The sequence below is a fragment of the Paenibacillus pasadenensis genome (assembly GCF_002864175.1).
Classification (GTDB): Bacteria; Bacillota; Bacilli; order Paenibacillales; family Paenibacillaceae; genus Paenibacillus_O; species Paenibacillus_O pasadenensis.
In genome coordinates this window covers 2736053-2754303 of sequence record NZ_NFEZ01000004.1, presented here as the reverse complement: position 1 = coordinate 2754303, position 18251 = coordinate 2736053, and the positions used below count along the sequence as shown (strand labels likewise).

Annotated in this window: 21 protein-coding genes, 1 pseudogene and 1 riboswitch; of the genes and pseudogenes, 7 read left to right on the top strand and 15 right to left on the bottom strand. The window is 58.0% G+C overall.

Annotation, left to right across the window (positions count from 1 at the left end):
• Positions 1-63 precede the first annotated feature (63 nt).
• Positions 64-318 (bottom strand): EamA family transporter, encoded by a 255-nt coding sequence (locus B8V81_RS21425; protein ID WP_280522990.1) that lies wholly within the window; start codon positions 316-318, stop codon positions 64-66.
• Between the two features lie 403 nt (positions 319-721).
• On the opposite strand from B8V81_RS21425, the gene B8V81_RS21420 reads away from it, so the two are divergent.
• The 6 genes and pseudogenes from B8V81_RS21420 (at position 722) to B8V81_RS21400 (ending at position 5894) form a co-directional block, all read left to right on the top strand.
• Entirely contained in the window at positions 722-1426 is a 705-nt protein-coding gene (locus B8V81_RS21420; protein WP_101809144.1) for a PadR family transcriptional regulator, read from the top strand.
• 206 nt (positions 1427-1632) lie between these two features.
• Positions 1633-3891, top strand: a complete 2259-nt coding sequence (locus B8V81_RS21415) for an ATP-binding cassette domain-containing protein (protein ID WP_028597746.1) — start codon at positions 1633-1635, stop codon at positions 3889-3891.
• A 23-nt stretch (positions 3892-3914) separates the two neighbouring features.
• On the top strand, positions 3915-4286 hold the full coding sequence (locus B8V81_RS21410; protein WP_028597745.1) for an iron chaperone: 372 nt from the start codon (positions 3915-3917) through the stop codon (positions 4284-4286).
• Positions 4287-4418: 132 nt separating this feature from the next.
• Positions 4419-4535, top strand: a pseudogene (locus B8V81_RS21405) (SRPBCC family protein); the annotation flags it as partial.
• Positions 4536-4561: 26 nt separating this feature from the next.
• Positions 4562-4696, top strand: a complete 135-nt coding sequence (locus B8V81_RS26080; RefSeq protein WP_255309706.1) for a hypothetical protein — start codon at positions 4562-4564, stop codon at positions 4694-4696.
• A 115-nt stretch (positions 4697-4811) separates the two neighbouring features.
• A complete protein-coding gene (locus tag B8V81_RS21400) occupies positions 4812-5894 on the top strand; it encodes a glycoside hydrolase family 11 protein (RefSeq protein WP_028597744.1) in 1083 nt (360 codons plus the stop codon).
• 203 nt (positions 5895-6097) lie between these two features.
• On the opposite strand, the gene B8V81_RS21395 is transcribed toward B8V81_RS21400, so the two are convergent.
• Positions 6098-6787, bottom strand: coding sequence for a Crp/Fnr family transcriptional regulator (locus tag B8V81_RS21395; protein WP_028597743.1), 690 nt, complete (start codon positions 6785-6787; stop codon positions 6098-6100).
• Positions 6788-6870: 83 nt separating this feature from the next.
• On the opposite strand from B8V81_RS21395, the gene B8V81_RS21390 reads away from it, so the two are divergent.
• Positions 6871-7647, top strand: coding sequence for an HAD-IIB family hydrolase (locus B8V81_RS21390; RefSeq protein WP_028597742.1), 777 nt, complete (start codon positions 6871-6873; stop codon positions 7645-7647).
• Positions 7648-7799: 152 nt separating this feature from the next.
• Here B8V81_RS21390 and B8V81_RS21380 read toward each other — a convergent pair whose 3' ends face one another.
• From B8V81_RS21380 to B8V81_RS21320, 13 genes are all read right to left on the bottom strand, one after another.
• Positions 7800-8846 (bottom strand): aromatic ring-hydroxylating oxygenase subunit alpha, encoded by a 1047-nt coding sequence (locus tag B8V81_RS21380; protein WP_028597741.1) that lies wholly within the window; start codon positions 8844-8846, stop codon positions 7800-7802.
• A gap of 103 nt (positions 8847-8949) precedes the next feature.
• Positions 8950-9051, bottom strand: a riboswitch (purine riboswitch).
• Positions 9052-10119: 1068 nt separating this feature from the next.
• Entirely contained in the window at positions 10120-10548 is a 429-nt protein-coding gene (locus B8V81_RS21370; protein ID WP_028597739.1) for an SRPBCC family protein, read from the bottom strand.
• 90 nt (positions 10549-10638) lie between these two features.
• Complete coding sequence (locus B8V81_RS21365; RefSeq protein WP_028597738.1) at positions 10639-11409, bottom strand: ABC transporter permease; 771 nt, start codon at positions 11407-11409, stop codon at positions 10639-10641.
• 1 nt (position 11410) lies between these two features.
• Complete coding sequence (locus B8V81_RS21360; protein WP_028597737.1) at positions 11411-12169, bottom strand: ABC transporter ATP-binding protein; 759 nt, start codon at positions 12167-12169, stop codon at positions 11411-11413.
• Positions 12170-12184: 15 nt separating this feature from the next.
• On the bottom strand, positions 12185-12505 hold the full coding sequence (locus tag B8V81_RS21355) for a DUF1048 domain-containing protein (RefSeq protein WP_028597736.1): 321 nt from the start codon (positions 12503-12505) through the stop codon (positions 12185-12187).
• Positions 12506-12865, bottom strand: coding sequence for a DUF1048 domain-containing protein (locus B8V81_RS21350; protein WP_028597735.1), 360 nt, complete (start codon positions 12863-12865; stop codon positions 12506-12508).
• On the bottom strand, positions 12862-13170 hold the full coding sequence (locus B8V81_RS21345) for a PadR family transcriptional regulator (RefSeq protein ID WP_276203375.1): 309 nt from the start codon (positions 13168-13170) through the stop codon (positions 12862-12864). Before B8V81_RS21345 ends, B8V81_RS21350 begins: the two co-directional genes overlap by 4 nt.
• Before the next feature lie 267 nt (positions 13171-13437).
• The gene (gene fabG, locus B8V81_RS21340; RefSeq protein WP_028597733.1) at positions 13438-14181 is read right to left on the bottom strand and encodes a 3-oxoacyl-ACP reductase FabG; all 744 of its coding nucleotides are present in this window, start codon (positions 14179-14181) and stop codon (positions 13438-13440) included.
• Positions 14182-14183: 2 nt separating this feature from the next.
• Complete coding sequence (gene phaZ, locus B8V81_RS21335) at positions 14184-15080, bottom strand: intracellular short-chain-length polyhydroxyalkanoate depolymerase (protein WP_028597732.1); 897 nt, start codon at positions 15078-15080, stop codon at positions 14184-14186.
• Positions 15065-16123 (bottom strand): 3-oxoacyl-ACP synthase, encoded by a 1059-nt coding sequence (locus B8V81_RS21330; RefSeq protein WP_101809143.1) that lies wholly within the window; start codon positions 16121-16123, stop codon positions 15065-15067. Before B8V81_RS21330 ends, phaZ begins: the two co-directional genes overlap by 16 nt.
• Positions 16120-16296, bottom strand: a complete 177-nt coding sequence (locus B8V81_RS25400; RefSeq protein ID WP_153783573.1) for a hypothetical protein — start codon at positions 16294-16296, stop codon at positions 16120-16122. The genes B8V81_RS21330 and B8V81_RS25400 overlap by 4 nt, the downstream gene beginning before the upstream one ends.
• A complete protein-coding gene (locus tag B8V81_RS21325) occupies positions 16293-17309 on the bottom strand; it encodes a branched-chain amino acid ABC transporter permease (protein WP_101809142.1) in 1017 nt (338 codons plus the stop codon). The genes B8V81_RS25400 and B8V81_RS21325 overlap by 4 nt, the downstream gene beginning before the upstream one ends.
• Before the next feature lie 62 nt (positions 17310-17371).
• Complete coding sequence (locus B8V81_RS21320; protein WP_028597729.1) at positions 17372-18241, bottom strand: branched-chain amino acid ABC transporter permease; 870 nt, start codon at positions 18239-18241, stop codon at positions 17372-17374.
• Positions 18242-18251: the final 10 nt, after the last annotated feature.

Genomic DNA, 18251 nt, shown 5'->3' with positions numbered 1-18251 from the left:
TCCTATGCATCCGATGCGCTCGAGCCGGCGGCGCGAGGCAGGAAGCGGCCCAAGCTCCTCCGCTCAGGGCAGCATGCCGGGCCCAGGCTGCGGCTGCGCCTGCGGGCGGCTGCGGCGGCGCAGCGCTTGCAGCCAGCGGGCTCCGTACTCCGAGACGAGCACGCCGGTGAGGACGAGCGCCGCGCCCGCATAGCCTTGCGCAGAGAGCATTTCTCCCACGACGAGGAAGCCGAACATCGCCGCGAACACCGGCTCCATCGAGAAGATGAGTCCCGCTCGCGAGGCGGTCGTGAATTTCTGCGCGGCCGGCTGGGCGATGTAGCAGATAGATTTTGAATATCATCGGCGTCGGGTTGAGGGTACTGCTGCCGGACGGACCTGATTAAAATCAATCTCTACCTTGCCTCATGGAAAAGTTTCAGATCACAATGGGCATCCCGGATGTATTCGGTCCCGGAGCCGAAGGGAATACGGTATTGAGGAAAATCCTTCATCGGTAAAAGCCCAGGTCACTCAAAAGCAATAGAATCTCATTGGATATGCGAAAAAGCTCGGCCGCCTCGGCAAGGTCATCAAGATAAGCTTGACTTGATGACCTTGCCGCCCTGGCCGGGCTTTTTCGTATCGGCGGGACAGAAGGCTGACCGCGATCGCTTGACACAATACGATATATCGTATTAAACTGAGGTTGTTACGATATATCGTATTGGAGGCGATTTGGATGCGACATGAGCATGGCAGGCATGGCGGGCATCGTAGCAGCTTCGGCGGCAAGGATCACGGCGGGCGGGCCTGGCATCACCGCGGCCATCCGTTCCATCCGCATGGAGGCGGCTTCGGCGGCGGACGGGGCGAGGGCAAGCGGCGCTTCTTCGAGCGGGGCGAGTTCAAGTTTGCGTTGCTGGAGCTGCTGAAGACCGGGCCGAAGCACGGCTACCAGCTGATCAAGGAAATGGAGGAGCGCACCGGCGGGCTGTACAGCCCAAGCGCCGGCTCGATCTATCCGAACCTGCAGCTGCTCGAGGACATGCAGCTCGCAGGCTATACCGATGCGGACGGCAAGAAGCTGTACCACATCACGGAGCAGGGCGAGGCCGCGCTTAGCGAGAGAAGCGGCGGCGAGGAATCGCGCGAAGGCGAAGGCTGGAGCTACCGTGGCCGCGGCGGCCGGGAATTCGAGCATCGGGAGCGGCATGAGCCGAGGCGCGGCAAGCTGGCGCTGAGGGAGCTCATGGGCGAGCATCCGGCGGTCATCCAGAAGCTGGCGGCGTTGAACCAAAGCGCCCGCCTGCAGCCGGAATCGGCCTCGACCGCCGAATTCCGGGCGCTCATGGAGCGGCTCGAGCGGGAGCTGGACGGCTTGCTGGAGCCGGCATCGCAGCCGGCGCCGAAGGCCGGCGACGGCTCGGACGCCGATCCTGCCTGAAGACCGGCTGCCTGCGAGCCAGCCAAGCTCAAGAAGACCAGATCCGGCGGAGCCCTCGGCTCCGCCGGATTTTTTATGCGGCTGCAAGCCGGCGCATGACCGGCAATGCGCTCGGTACGATCCGGTAGGCTTTCCTCGATGCCGCTGCGATGGTAGGATAAGGGGTGATGCCTCAGCTACCATTCCCGATTGAAAGGCGGTCATGCATGAACAGTCCGAGCCAGGAGCATATCCTCATCTCAGGCGCGCGCGAAAACAACCTCAAGAACGTCACGCTAAGCATTCCCAAACGAAAGATCACCATTTTCACCGGAGTATCCGGCTCCGGCAAGTCCTCGATCGTTTTCGATACGATCGCCTCCGAGTCCCAGCGCTTGCTGAACGAGAACTTCAGCATGTTCGTGCGCAACTTCCTTCCGAAGTACCCTCAACCCGACGCCGATGATATTCAAAATCTAAGCATGGCGGTCATCGTCGACCAGAAGCGGCTCGGCGGCGGCTCCCACTCCACGCTGGGCACGATCACCGACATCTCGCCGATCGTCCGGCTGCTGTTCTCGCGGATCGGACAGCCTCATGTCGGACCGGTCAACCGGTTCTCGTTCAACGATCCGCAAGGCATGTGTCCCGAATGCAGCGGTCTCGGCCGCAAGCTCGGCGTCGATATGGACAAGGCGGTCGACATGTCGAAATCGCTGAAGGAAGGCGCCATCCAACTGCCCGACTACGCCGTCGACAGCTGGGAGTGGTCGATGCTGCTGCAATACGGCTCGTTCGACCCCGACAAAAAGCTGGACGACTACGAGCCGGAGGAGCTGGACCAGCTGCTGTACGGCAAGGCCAAGAAGGTCGAGGTGCAGTTCGGCGGCAAGACGATGAATTTGACCGTGGAAGGCTTCATCGAGAAATTCACCAACAAGTACATCAAGCGCGACATCAAGACAATGTCCGAGCGCACGCAGCGCGCGGTGACTCCGTATATCGCGGAAGGTCCCTGCTCCGGCTGCCGCGGCGCCAGGCTGAATGCGGCTGCGCTCGCCTGCCGGATCAACGGGCTGAACATCGCCGAGATGTCCGCGATGGAAGCGAGCCGGCTCATCCGCGTCGTGCGGGAGATCGACGACCCTGCCGCCGCGCCCGTCGTGCGAGCGCTGGCGGAGCGCCTGCAGCATCTGACGGACATCGGACTCGGCTACTTGACGCTCGACCGCGAGACGGACACGCTGTCCGGCGGCGAGTCGCAGCGCGTCAAGATGGTGAAGCATCTGAGCGGCAGCCTGGTGGATGTGACGTATATATTCGACGAGCCGAGCGTCGGCCTGCATCCGCGCGACGTGCATCGGCTGAACGAGCTGCTGCGCAAGCTGCGCGACAAAGGCAATACCGTCCTCGTCGTCGAGCATGATCCCGACGTGATCCGGATCGCCGACCATATCGTCGATGTCGGCCCTCACGCGGGCAGCCGAGGCGGCAGCATCGTCTACGAGGGCAGCTATGACGGCCTCCTGGAATCGGGCACGCTCACCGGCCGGTTCATGAAGCGGCCGCTCCGGCTGAAGCAGGACGTCCGCAAGCCGTCGGGCGCGCTGCCTGTGCGCCAGGCGTCGCTTCATAATTTGAAAAACGTGAGCGTCGACATTCCCGCCGGCGTGCTGACGGTCGTCACAGGCGTCGCCGGCTCCGGCAAGAGCACGCTCATCCATGACGTCTTTCTCCGGCAGCATGAGGATGCGATCATCATCGACCAGTCGGCGGTCGGCGTGTCCACCCGCTCGAATCCGGCGACGTATACGGGCATCATGGACGATGTCCGCAAGGCGTTCGCTTCCGCGAACAAGGTCAGCCCGGGCTTGTTCAGCTTCAACTCCAAAGGCGCCTGCGAGAACTGTCAGGGCCTCGGCGTCGTGTATGCGGATCTCGCCTACCTCGACAGCGTGAAGCTGCCTTGCGAGGCATGCGGCGGCAAGCGGTTCAAGGAAGAGGTGCTCGGCTACAAGCTCGACGGCAAGTCGATCGCCGACGTGCTGGAGATGACCGTGGAGCAGGCGCTGGCGTTTTTCCAGCTGAAGGAGGTCGTGCGGAAGCTGCGGGCCATGAGCGACGTCGGGCTCGGCTACATCACGCTCGGTCAGCCGCTCAGCACGCTCTCCGGCGGCGAATGCCAGCGGATCAAGCTGGCGAGCGAGCTGCATAAGAAAGGCAGCATCTATGTGATGGACGAGCCGACGACGGGACTGCACATGTCCGATATCGGGCATCTGCTGGACATCATGAATCGGCTTGTCGATGCCGGCAATACGGTCATCGTCATCGAGCACAACCTCGAAGTGATCAGCCAGGCGGACTGGATCGTCGACATGGGGCCGGACGGAGGCAGCATGGGCGGGGAGGTCGTATTCGAAGGACCGCCTGCCGCGATGGTTCGGGAGGAACGGTCGATCACCGGGAAGTATTTGCAAGGATGAAGGAGCGGAGGGAGGAGAACGGATTGGAAGCATTCGAGGCCTATATCGCGGGGATCGACCGGCCGGACCATCGGGAGCAGATGGAGGAGGCGCTGGCCTGGGTGGCGGCAACGTTCCCGCAGCTGCAGCCGAAGATCGCCTGGAACCAGCCGATGTTCACCGATCACGAGACGTTCATCATCGGGTTCAGCGCATCCAAGCAGCATCTGGCTGTCGCTCCCGAGGAGGCGGCCATGAATCGCTTCCTGGAGGAGATCGTCGAGTCCAAGCATGATCATACGAAGGGCTTGATCCGCTTCAAGTGGGGCCGCCCGGTCGATTATCCGCTGCTGGAACGGATCATCGCCTTCAACATCGAGGACAAGGCCGACTGCACGACGTTCTGGCGCAAATAAAGCGCAGGCGGCCCTTCTGCCGCTCCATGAAAATCCCTTGAAAAAGGGATTTTTTTAATTGACAGGACTCCAAACGGTGCCCCACACTCAAACCGACACCTAAAGGTGTCTAATTGAGGAAGCGGATTTGGAATGAGCCTGTCGTTATCCATGCATTTCTCCTTTAAGACCACGATAGAAAAGCTGTGTTCCGCTGTCACCGATTCGAGCAAGCTCGCCCGCTGGATTTCGGAAAACGACTTTCATCCAAGCCCTGCGGCAGAGGAAGTCGGCCCATGAGCTATTTCAAGGATTTCCTTTCCGTCTTCCGCAAGAGCGATTCGTCGAACGGATTTTTCTGGAAAAAGACTAAACTTTTTGGGGTAAAAGCTAAACTTAATCGGGTGCCGGGCGAAAGAAGGCTCTGCTAAAATCATTTATGCAACCGCTTACAATAGATCGAACGGAAAGGGCGTGATCGAATTTTCGCTGTGGACGGACAGCGAACCGGACGGAGGCACCCCAATTTCAAAGGAGGAAGATCGAATGAAACGCGGAAAGACCAAGGTATTCCTGACGCTGCTGCTCTCCCTGGCGCTCGCGCTGCCCGCAAGCATCGCCCATGCGGCGACGACCATCACGTCCAACCAGACCGGAACGCAGGACGGCTACGACTACGAGCTGTGGAAGGACTCCGGCACGACGAGCATGACGCTGAACAGCGGCGGCACGTTCAGCGCCCAGTGGAGCGGCATCAACAACGCCTTGTTCCGCAAAGGCAAAAAGTTCGACTCGACCAAGACGCACGGCCAGCTCGGCAACATTTCCATCAACTACAACGCGACGTTCAATCCCGGCGGCAACTCCTATCTGTGCGTCTACGGCTGGACGAAGGATCCGCTCGTCGAGTACTACATTGTCGACAACTGGGGGACGTACCGCCCGACGGGCACGTTCAAGGGAACGATCTCGGTCGACGGCGGGACCTACGACATCTATGAGACGACGCGCGTGAACCAGCCGTCGATCATCGGCACGGCGACGTTCAAGCAGTACTGGAGCGTACGCCAGTCGAAGCGCTCAGGAGGCACGATCTCGGTCAGCGAGCATTTCAAGAAATGGGAAAGCCTCGGCATGACGATGGGCAAGATGTACGAAGTCGCGCTGACCGTCGAAGGCTACCAGAGCAGCGGCAGCGCCAACGTGACAAGCCATACGCTGACGATCGGCGGCAGCGGCGGAGGCGGGGGCGGAGGCACGCCGGGAACCGCCACGAAGGTGGAGGCCGAGGCGATGACCAAGGGCGGCCAGTACGCGTCGAACATCAGCTCGCCGTTCAACGGCGTCGCGCTGTATGCCAACAACGATCTGGTGAAGTATACGCAGAACTTTACGACCGGCACGCACAGCTTCTCGCTGAGAGGCGCTTCGAGCAACTCGACGATGGCGCGGGTCGACCTGAAGATCGGCGGCGTCACGAAGGGCACGTTCTACTTCGGCGACAGCAATCCCGCGGTCTACACGATCTCGAACGTCAGCCACGGCACGGGCAATCAGGAGATCCAGCTCGTGTGCACGTCGGACAACGGAACCTGGGACGTCTACCTGGATTATCTAGAGATCCAGTAGGAAGGGAGCTCGCGGCCAGCGGCGGTTGAAGCGGAGCTGAATGCACAGCCCGCTGCCGAGCCCGGCCGCCGTGGCGATTGGATGCGAAAAATAAAGGAGCCCAAGCCGGTTACGGCTTGGGCTCTTTTATGCGGCGGATGCTTTTTTGAAGAGTCAGCTCGCGCTAGGATGCCAAAGGTGTTCATGATCGTCGACATCGCCGATTAGTGATAACGCAATCCCCCCGTTATTTCATCTAATTTATCCCAGTCGTTTACAAGAAATCCGTTCCGCTTTTTGATCAGGACCCCGGAGTCGGACAGCTTTTGAATGGTACGGTTTAAATGCCGAGTCGTAGTGCCTATAACAGAAGAGATTTCCGCAATATTCTCCGTTTGAATTTCTTTGCCAAATTCGTTTGGATCTCGCGTGGTCAATAGATAAATGGCCAAACGTTCTTCAACGGAAGAGAGCAGGTTTATTCTGGAGGCGGATGTGCAAGTCTGGAGTTTATAAGTCAGGTGCTTCAACAATTCGTTTAAAAATCGATAATCCTGCAACAGCTTATTCTCCACGGTAGCCTTATCAATAAATAGGAAACGAGAGTCCTCTACCGCTAAGACCTGAGACTGGATATCTACTTTTTGGATAAGCTCAATGTCGCCGAAGACGGAAACAGGATGACAAAAGCGAAGCAAGAGCGATTTTCCGTTCTCGACGCTTGTCGTCACCTTAGCCTGACCCTCCAGCAGCAGGTAAAGGCCCTCCAGTTCATCTCCTTCATGCAGGACAACTTCATTTTGCCTATAGGAGCGAAGCTGAAGAGGGATTGAATTCAGTTCTGAAAACATGGTGTCTAACTCGAAGCGAGCGATAAACTCAAGTATTTCGTTAAGCTCATAGGAGACTTTCATTCGTATCCTCCAATTCGGACATCGGTCCTTTTCATTTTAAACCATTTTGTTACGATTAGAAAAACCGAGGGAGGATATTTTAGATGAAATTCGTATTTGACTTGGATGGAACAATTTGCTTTAAAGGAAATCCGTTAAGCGACCCGATCATCAAGGCCTTGGATCGGATAGCGATGGAAGGTCATGAGGTCATTTTTGCTTCCGCCAGACCTATCCGCGATCTGCTGCCTATACTGCCCGTTCACTTGCATCATGCTCCGATGATAGGAGGGAATGGCGGCTTCGTATATAAAGGCGGCAAGCCTGTCTCTTCAATTCAATTAGAGGCGTCCATAGGCAAACGAATCATCGATTTACTTATGGAGTATGAAGCAGCCTATTTAATGGACAGCTTATGGGATTATTCCTATACCGGAGATCCCGAACATCCCATACGCAAAAATTTGGATCCGGAAATTCGTGCAAAAAACGTCCGATTCGATGAATTAAAAGAGATCGTCAAAGTTGTTGTCTTAAGCAGTAAAGATTCAGTCAAACTGATAAATGAACTAGAGAAGCTGCCGATCAGAATGTATACCCACGGAACGGAAGATATCATCGACATAAGTCCTGACGGCATTGACAAGTGGGTTGGACTTCAAGCGCTAGGGCTTAAACCAGGCGAATACATCGCATTTGGGAACGACATCAATGATATTCCCATGTTCCAATACGCTCATCATTCGATTTGTGTAGGAGATCACGCGGCGCTAAGGGAAATGGCAAGCGAGAGCATAAGGGGAGAAGAAACGGCGGTCGTTAGAAAAATAGATGAGATCGCTGTTGATTTACGGAGTGGAAATAATCGTTTCAAGCGTTGAACAGCAAAGAGGCACCTATGGAGTGCCTCTTTGCTTAATGTGATCGGAATTTCAGCTTGCTTGTTCCAGCATTTCTCGATTATGGCTTCACGTCCGCAATAGAGATGGGACTCTTTATGGTGCATTGGATTTTTGCGGTGGTAATGACTCCTTTAGGAGGTATAGCTGCGTCCTAATCCAAGATCTGTAAGCAGTTGTCGGTAGGCAATCGACGTCCGATCGGCGGGGATATGAGCTTCTGCCAATAGATCTAGAGGAAGATCCTCCGGAGTCTGCAGCTCGACCATATCGGCATCCTCTTGGAATACCTGCAAGTTAAACTTGATGGTATCCTCCGCCGGCACGCTCTTATCGAAGTTTCTCGAGATCGGGCTGAAGAGTCTCGTGTATCTTGCCGAGACGGGGGAGGCGCAGTTCAAAATCATCAGCTTGCCGTCGAAGGGGAAGTGAACCGTCAGCGAAGCGGCAAACGGAGCGAACACTCGGAACGCGCGCAGCCACATGAATCCCTCGGGAGCTGGATTCTCTTGACCCTTGCCATAATTGCTGACGGTGCTCCAATAATCCGCAAGGAGAGTATGGCCGTCTCTCGTCACTTTGTATTGCGGCACCTCCGTATTATTTCGATCCCCGAACGTCTCCGTATGAACAAAGGCGAAGTGGGAGACGTCCAGGAAGCCTTCCATTTGACGTCCCGCGGAGCCGGCAATATCGAAGCTAGGAGGCAGTACATTAATGTAGTCAGGATCCTCCCAGCCGGGGAAGTCGGGAATATTCACTTCCGTCCCGGCAATAGACGTCCAGATCAGGCCGTATTTTTCGATGGAAGGATACGTAATAAGCTTGAGCTTGGGCGATATTTTCCCATCGGGATGGGCGGGGACGGAGGTGCACACGCCTTCGCAGTTGTAACGGAAGCCATGGTAAGGGCATACGATCTCCTCATTTTCAACCCATCCTTTGCTAAGCGGGGCACCGCGATGAAAGCACATGTCGCGTGCGACGACCACTTGACCATGGCTGCGATAGCACACCAGTTTGACGTCAAGCAGCTTGACCGCGACGGGCTTATCTTTGATTTCTTCCGCGATCGCGACGGGATACCAATACTTGGCCAGCACCTGCCAATCGGTGGGGGAGAACGTGCAATCGCGAGGAAGTTGGACTTGCGTGTCGTCTACGCCGTTGGAAAGGGTCATTTAGAACACTCCTTACTGGAATTGGAATTAACGCAATAAAGCCCCAAGCTTAAGAGGCGCGAGATAAGGATTCCGTCGCGTCCCGATAATGAACGGAGACAGAATCTATCTGGCGGCCTCTTGTAGCCTGGGGCAATTACGGTTGCCTGGTCGAGACGCTCACTCCGATTAATGAGCTTATACAAGAATTTGTGTGATGTATTATGACATGGTTTATTTGATTCCGATTATAAACCGTCGACTTTAAATCGTCAATGTCATTTATGATAACGTTGGGAGTCATAATTCAACTTACATACATATGTACAAAATACTATACAATTAACGGAGACTGCCGGCGAACGATTGGCAGTTTTTTGTGTTAATGATCAGAATAGCTATACTTAATTTTTCTGCCAAAATTAGGGACTGTATTTGATATAATCATATAGAACAACAAGGAGGTTTTCTAATGGTTGATGTTTTTTCCGTAGCTGACATTATTGTAAAACATATTAAGACCCATTTACCTCAAGATATTGCTATTGTCGGATACTAAGGATCATATTTACAGGGTCGAGCGACTGAACGATCGGATTTGGATTTCTTTTTCATTCCGGCCACGGCCAAAGGAAGAGAAGTGGAGTGTCAGTTTATTATCGACGGTATAAGTTTTGATTTCTGGCCAATCGCATGGGATCGTGCTGAAAGAATGGCAAGATCTGAGGAGTGGAGCACGACGATTATTGCAGACTGTGAGCTGTTATATGTTCGATCAGAAGATGATCTTGCGAGGTTCATGGGGCTCCGTGAGATAATATCCAACATGGGCAGTGAGTCCAAAGCAGCTGACTTAATCAGCAAAGCCGAATCCGTATTAAAGGATTGCCTCATCAACTTGGCTAAAATGCGGCTTACCCAAGCCTCCAAGGACTTGGTCTATTGTCGAACTCAGGCTCAAGAGATCGCGGCAAACATTTTTAAGTCGCTTGGCTTCTTGAACCAAAGTTAGAGAATCACCTCAAAGCAGAAGGTGTATCATTAAACCAGTTTGACTCTGTTGCTGAATTCGAGACTTATTACGAAAGTAAAGTCTAGACAAGAAGTCTTGATGCACAGAGCCTTGAGTCTTCATACTGACATCTGTACAAAATACGAGTTTTGTGAAGATGTATAGAAAGAAAAACGGCTCTCATCGATTGAGCCGCCGTTTTTGAACCGTATCATCCATCCCGTATCAGGACGTCTTTTCATCTAACGTTATGAGCATCGTCACGATTCAACGCTCTCGAGCTTAGAACTTTCGTTTATGATACGGAAGCCCTTCGCCTTCTTCGCAGTACTGCTTGAGGCTGTACAAAAAGATGGCCCAGTTATAGTTGCAGGAGCGATAAAATGCGGTGACTTCCTTCCAGTCCATCTGACGAAGGACAATGGAAGTCCGCCCGTTTTTTTCCGACAGCTCAAAAGATATCGTCGTCCCGATCCATTCTGGATCCGAATCCACGCAATGCCACAAAATCTTCTTATCGGCGACAAGCTCGTCGATCCTCATCTTCGTCAGGCCTTCGCCGCCGAATCGGAACTCATGGATGAGGCCGACCTGATCGTGGACGACGAGTTCATTCGTCCATATTTCGGAAAGTCCTTTTGCAGTCGTCAAAGCTTCATAAACCGTCGATGCTGGAACATTCACCGTCTGCAAGTGCTCGATATTGGCCATAGCGCTCCATCCCCTTCGTAATCAAGATTTCAGGTGCCTACGAATAGTCTACTATGTTGCGGCTGGATGGATTTCTTCTCGATTGCTCTTTTAAGCGACAATCCGATTATAAGCGCGCACCGCAAAGAAATAAGCGACGAGCATGATCCCCAGGCACCATGCCAAAGCGACCCAAATCTCCGTGCCGACCGGCTGATTCGACAGCAGCGATCGGATCGTTTCCACGATCGAGGTCACCGGCTGGTTTTCGGCAAAGACCCGCACGATAAGCGGCATCGAATCCGTCGGCACAAAGGCGGAGCTGATGAACGGGAGGAAAATCAAGGGGTACGAAAACGCGCTTGCTCCTTCCATCGTTTTGCCCGTCAGTCCGGCGATCGCCGCGATCCACGTCAAGGCCAAGGTGAACAAGACGAGGATGCCGGCTACGGCGAGCCAAGACAGGACTCCTGCTGACGAGCGGAAGCCCATCAGAAGCGCGACGAGAATGATGACGACGATCGAGATGACGTTGGAGACGACCGACGTCAGGACATGACCCCATAGGACGGTGGAACGGGCGATCGGCATCGAGTGAAACCGCTCCATGATGCCCCTCTGCTTGTCGATGAACAAGCGGTAAGCGACGTAAGCGACTCCGCTGGCGATGGCCATGAGCAGAATGCCCGGCAGCAGGTAGTTCACATAATTGCCCGTGCCCGTTTCGATCGCGCCGCCGAATACATAGACAAACAACAGCATCATCGCGATCGGCGTAATGCAAACCGTCAACATGGTATCCATGCTGCGGAAAATATGGCGCATGGACCGCCCCAGCATGACGCTCATGTCGCGGAAGAAATACGTTTTGGCCTCTCCCATGTTACACGACCTCCTTCTTGCCGATGATGGCAAGGAATATTTCCTCTAAAGTCGGCTGCTTCTCTACATACTCCACCTTGGCTTGCGGGAAAAGGCTTTTCAGCTCCGCCAGCGTGCCGTTGGCGATGATGCGGCCCTCATGCAAAATGGCGATCCGGTCGGCAAGCTGCTCGGCTTCCTCCAAATACTGCGTCGTCAGGAATACCGTCGCGCCGCTGCCGGCGAGCTCCTTGACGATCTTCCATACCTCGATGCGCGCTTCCGGATCAAGCCCGGTCGTCGGCTCGTCGAGAAAAATGACCTGCGGCTGCCCGACCAGGCTCAAGGCGATGTCGAGCCTGCGGCGCATGCCGCCCGAATACGTCGATGGCTTGCGGTCGGCCGCGTCCGTCAAGCCGAAGCGCTTCAGCAAGCCGTCCGCGACTTGACGCGGTTGATCCAGATGCCGCAGCTTCGCCATCAGGATCAGATTTTCCCGCCCGGTCAAAATCTCATCCACAGCGGCAAACTGGCCGGTCAGGCTGATCGCATGCCGGACCTTCCCGGGCTGCGTCGCGACATCAAATCCGCCGACCTCAGCGGCTCCTCCGTCCGGCTTGAGCAGCGTGGCGAGAATTCGGACAATCGTCGTCTTGCCCGCGCCGTTGGAGCCGAGCAAAGCGAAAATCTCGCCTGGCCGCACTTCGAAATGGACGCCCTTGAGCACTTCCGTGTTCTTGAACGACTTTTGCAGTCCGGTTACCTTTATGGCGTTCTTCATTTCCACCGTCTCCCTTTACTTTTTTTTGCTTTGGCGTACCGATTCCTGAACGAGATCCGCGTAGGTTTTGGAATCGCGGATCAGATCGTCGCAAAAAGCCGCGACGTCGCTGCCTGTCACCTCGAGCACGCCTCTTCCCGATGCCGCGCCTTCTTCAAAAAGATCGACGATTCCCGAGAGCACGCCGTTCCCCTCGGTCAGCTCGACCGGCCCGACCTTGAACAAATACCTCTGCATCTCGTTGTACACGATCTGATAATCCTGCGGAAGCGCTTTGACGCGGGCTACATGCGCGCGCCATTCTTTTTTGCCTTCGATGATGTCGCGGATGTTCATTTATTTCCCCTCCTGCTTCTTCAGTTTTCTGGCGACCGCATCATTCAGCTGCTCGCGCCACTTGTCGCGGAAGGACTTGGCGCCCTCTTCGCCCGCCAGCGCGGAGCAGAAGCCTTTGATGTCATCGCCCAAGACATCCTGGACGCTCTGGCCTTCTGCGGCCGCTTCTTCCAGCAGGCCGACGACGCCGTCCAGGATCGGGATGAGATTGCGGCCGCTGAAGTCGGAATACGGCCAAAGATTCGCCTGGATGGCGGCCCATGCCGCTTGATGATCCGCCGGCAGCTTCTTCACTCTCGATTCAAATGTCCGGATTTCCTTGTTCATGTCGCTGCCCGTGACCTTTTCCCAAAAGTTCATGACATTTCCTCCTTCAGTTCCTGCAGCTTAGATGAGACGAACTGCCATTTTTCCCAGAACCGCCGCAGCTCCGCGCGACCCGCATCGTTGATCGCATAGAATTTCCGCGGCGGTCCAACGTCGGACGGCTTCTTGAACGTTTCCACCAGCTTGTTTTTTTCCAGCCGGATCAGGATCGTGTACACCGTCCCCTCTACGACATCCTTGAAGCCGAGCGCGTTCAGCCGCCGCGTAATTTCATACCCATAGGTTTCTTCGCGGCTGATGATTTCGAGGATGCAGCCCTCCAATACGCCTTTGAGCATTTCCGTCAAGTTTTCCAGCACGACCACTCCTTGCTATTCAGTAAGACAGGTATCCTGTGACACTTACTACCACTACAAAGTAACACGAAGTACCTGGCAAGTCAACCGCATTTGCCTATTTCATCCATCGACTCCGCGTCGCCCGCCGGCATGGAGCTTTCCGGGAAAGCAAAAAAGCCGCGTGGCATGCGGCTTTTTCATCCATTAATGAAGTTAACCCTAAATGGCATTAACGTCGATTCCGATGCCATTCTCTATCGACGGAGGCTAGATGCTCAGTCCGCCATTGACCTCCAGCACGGTGCCGTTCACATAATCGGCGGCATCCGACGCGAGGTACAGATACGCCTGAGCGACATCCTCCGGCTGTCCGAGCCTGCGCAGCGGAACCCGCTCGCTCATCGCGGCGATGGCCTGCTCCGGCATGGACGCGACCATGTCCGTCGCGATGAAGCCGGGAGCGACCGCATTGACGCAGACGCCCTTGTAGCCGAGCTCCTTCGCCCAGGTGCGGGTCATGCCGATGACGCCTGCCTTGGCGGCCGCATAGTTGGTCTGGCCGAGATTGCCCTGCACGCCTACGATCGAGCTGGTGTTGATGATCTTGCCCTTGCCTCTGGCAGCCATATGCGGGGAAACATGCTTCGTGCAGTAGTACACGCCGCTCAGATTCACGTCCAGCACCTGCTTCCACTGCTCGGTCGTCATCCGCGACAGCATCGCGTCCCTCGTGATGCCGGCATTGTTGACGAGGATGTCGATCGCTCCCAGCCAGGCGAGCGCGGCGTGGGCCATCGCCTCCACCTGCTCCTCGCTCGAGACGTCGACGGCGATGAAGCGGGCTTGCCCCTGCAGCTTCGGATCGAGCGACGCGATCCGCTGCATCCCAGCGGCTTCGTTGTAGTCAGCGACGACGACCCGCGCTCCCTGCTCGAGGAAGAGCGTGGCCGCGGCCCAGCCGATGCCGCCCGCTCCGCCGGTGATGATCGCGGTCTTTCCATCCAATCTCATGCTCATGCTCCCTCCTGCAAAAACGATTGTACGACATCCAGCAGCCGCTCGGGATCGTCTATGAGCGGCGAATGGCCGCAGCCCGGCAGCAGCGCTTCGGCCGCTCTGCCTCGGAAATCCTCCATCAGCTCGCGATGCATCGCCTCGCTGATCACCTTGTCCTCCGTCCCACGGACCGCCAGGACCGGAGCCTCGACGAGGTCGACGGCTCCGGTGCCGGCTCCGGCGGGATGATCGAAGCGGCTGATGTTGAACGCATTGAGCGCCTCATAGATGTCCATCAGATTGCGCTGGGTCAGGATATCCTCCAGATAAGCCTCGTACCGCTGCGGCTCCGGCTGCCGGCGCTCGTAGATGACGGCGTCGAACAAGGCTTTCATGAACGGCTTGTCGCGCTCCTCGTTCGCCTGCAGGATCCGCCGGTTGCGGCGGTCCGCTCGGATTCCGTCTGCGCTCGTCAGCCTGCTCGAGAGATCCGGCCTGCCGTCCGGTCCGTCTTCATGCTGCGGGTATCCGCGAGTCGAGACCGAGGCGAGCAGCACCAGCCTGTCGACCCGCTCCGGATGTCGAGCCGCCAGCTCCATCGCGACTCCGCCGCCGGTCGACCAGCCCCAGACGATGGCGCGAGGCAGCCCGATCTTCTCCATGAATGCCGCCACATCGTCCGCATAGTCCGAAAGCCGGACTGCCGGAGCAAGGTAAGTCGACGTGCCGAAGCCCCGCAGGTCGACGGCATAGACGGCATACCGGGCTTCCATCCGCTCCAGGACGACGTCCCAGTGGACCGAGGAGTTCATGTTGCCATGAAGGAGCAGCACGGCCTCCTCGCCGCCGGAGCGCTGCCGATAACCGATCGTCTCTCCGCTGTCGAGGCGGACCGATTTCAGCTCCACGGACATGGCTCATCCCCCCAGCTCAGCGTCGTCGCTCCCCAAGCGTAGCCGATGCCCGCTGCGGCGAGAGTCGCCGCGTCTCCCGGCTTCATGCGGCCATCCCGGGCGATCAGTTCGAGATGAAGGATCGGATCGAACTGTCCCATATGGCCGTAGTCCTCCAGGTAGATCGCCCGCTCTTCCGCAACGCCGAGCGCGCGGAGCACATGATGATGCGCGGAGCGCTTCATATGCAGCAGGCCGAGATAGGCCAGGCCGGCCGGGTCATCGCAGCCGCTGTCCGCGGCCGAGCGGCGGATGACCTCCTCGAACCGCTTCATCGACAGCCGGTCGAGCCGTTCCTTCATCGCCTCGGCATCCTGCACGCGGAAGCGCGGCTCGCCGGCCGCCAGCAGCTCTGGAGTGAGCGGCTGGCGGGTGCCGCCGGCGCCGACGACGACATCCTCGCTGAACGAGCCGTCCGTCAGCAGCGCGGTATCCAGCAGACGGGGGTACTCAGCTCCCGCGTCCCTGCGTAGGATCAGCGCTCCGCCGCCGGCAGACAGGTTCAGCATGAACCGCGTGGCGGGATCGGCCATATCGATCAGGTCGCCGTTGCGGTAGCCGCCTGCGAGCAGCACGGTGCGGAGCGACGGATCGCCGCTCATCATCGTCTTGGCGATCTTGAGCCCGGCGATCGCGGTGCAGCAGCGCAAGGCGATGTCCCAGCCGATCGCCCGCCGCGCGCCGATCTCCTCCTGCAGCTTGAGCGCGGCCGTCCATACCGGGTGCTCCTTATGCTCTTCGCCGATGTAGATGACGGCGTCGATATCCATCGGATCGACGCCGCTGCGCGCCAGCGCCTGCCTGGCGGCGCGGATGCCCATCTCGCAGGTGCCGTCCTCCGGGCCGGGCACCGGCTTGCTGCGCAAGCCGAGCTTGGACTCGACGACGGGCTGCGGCACGCCGGACGCCTCGGCGATCTCGGCGCTGGTCATCCGGGCATCGGGGATGTAGAGGCCGACGGCGATCAGCGAGACGGCTTGTTCGGCATGAGCTTGAAGAGTCATGATGGGAGCTGCCTCCTTTCCAGCCTGCTTTTCATATAGTCGGCGGCTTCGTCCAGGGTGGCCATCGTCAGCTCGACCTGCTCCTGCACATGCGTCACCTTGATCCTCCACCCGCTCGGACTGTCGCAAGGGGTGCAGCGAACGACAAACGAACACAGCGCGGACTCGCTCATGGCCTCTCCTCCTCTGGATCTTCCGGCTGCCGCCTGCGCCGCATGGAGCTCAGCCAGGAGGCGCAGGTGCCGGCGATGCCGGACGGAAATACAAGCACGACGACGATGTAGAGCAGGCCGAAGAAAATGATCCAGCGCTCGAAAATGGGATGCACGCCGGCGAGATCGGTGAGCAGCTGATGCGCCCACTCGATGACCGCGGCGCCGATGACGGCTCCGTACAGCGTGCCGACGCCGCCGATGATCGTCATGAGCAGGGCGTTCAGCGTCATGTCCATCGAGAACACCGTCGTATTGACGAAACGCAGCGTCAGCACGTAGAGCGACCCGCTGATGCTGGCGGCCGCGCCGGCGACGACGGACGCCGCGATCTTGTACGGGACGATCCGGTAGCCGAGCGACTCGGTCCGCTGCTCGTTCTCCCGGATCGCCTGCAGCACCGAGCCGAGCGGAGACCGGGTAAAGCGGCGAAGCGCCACGTACACCGCGGCCAGCGTGCACAGGCAGACCAGATACAGCGTCGCGCGGTCCTTGAGCGGCTCGGGGATGGCGAAGGTGAAGCCGTCGCTTCCTTTGGTGAGCGAGCGCCATTTTTCGGCGGCGACGAGCAGCAGGCCGGCGAAGGCAAGCGTGAGCATCGCGTAGAAATGGCTCTTGAGCCGCAGCGAGAGCACGCCGACGAGGTAGCTCAGCGCGGCGGCCAGCGCCATGCCCGCGATTACGGACAGCAAGAGCATCGGCAGCGTAGCCTCGAACCTGCTCAGAAACAGGCCGGTCGAGTAGGCGCCGAGGCCGAAGAACATCGCGTGGCCGAACGAGACGATGCCGGTGAAGCCGAGCAGCAGGTCGTAGCTCATGGCGAACACGGCGAGAATGAACACCTGCGTCAGCAGGATGAACAGGCTGCGCGAATCGCTGACCGCCGGCAGCGCGGCCAGCAGGACGAACAGCAGCAGGACGACGACGTTATGCGCGCGGCTGGACCTTCCCTGCAGCGCGGACAGCCTGCCCATGACGCTGCGGGCTCTTTTTGGCGGCGCGGCCGACTCGGATCGGGGCTGAAGAGGCGTGCGGCTCATGCTCCGCCTCCCTTCGCTCCGAACAGACCGGACGGGCGGACGAGCAGCACGAGCACCATCAGCAGCATGTTGGCCGCCAGCGACAGATCCGGCACATAGTAGGCCATGAGCGCGCCGGACAGGCCGACCAGCAGCGAGGCGAGCGCCGAGCCCTGGATGCTGCCCATGCCGCCGATGACGACGACGATGAAGGCGAGGATCGCGAACTGCATGCCCATTTCCGAGAAGACGACGCCGGAGTAGGGAGCGAGCAGCGCCCCGCCGAAGGCGGCCAGCCCGGCGCCGAACATGAAGACGAGCGTGAAGACGAGCCGGATGTTGATGCCGAGCGCCTGCACCATGTCGGGATTGGCGACGCCGGCGCGCACGATGAGGCCGATCCGGGTGCGTCGCAGCAGCAGCGTCAGTCCGATATAGACGAGCGCGCCGACCAGAATGATGAACAGCCGGTATTTGATGAGGATGACGCCGCCGGCATCCCAGCTTCCGCTCAGCCATGCAGGCGTCTCCGCCTTGAGCGGATTCGGGGTGAAGACGACCTTGAGCAGCTCGCTCAGCACGAGCATCGCTCCCAGCGTCACGAGGATCTGCTGGACATGGTTGCCGTATACCGGGCGGATGACGACGCGCTCCATCACCCAGCCGAGCAGCATCCCGATGACGACCGCGCCGGCCAGCGCCGCCGCGAACGACCCGGTCAGCCCGTACAGCCAGACGCCTCCATAGGCGCCCCAGGCGAACAGACCGCCGTGAGCGAAGTTAAGCACGCTCATGAGGCCGAAGATCAGCGTCAGGCCCGCCGCCAGCAGAAACACCAGCATGCCGGTCGCTAGGCCGTTGACGATGAGGTTCAATAAGGAATTCACGAATGCCCGC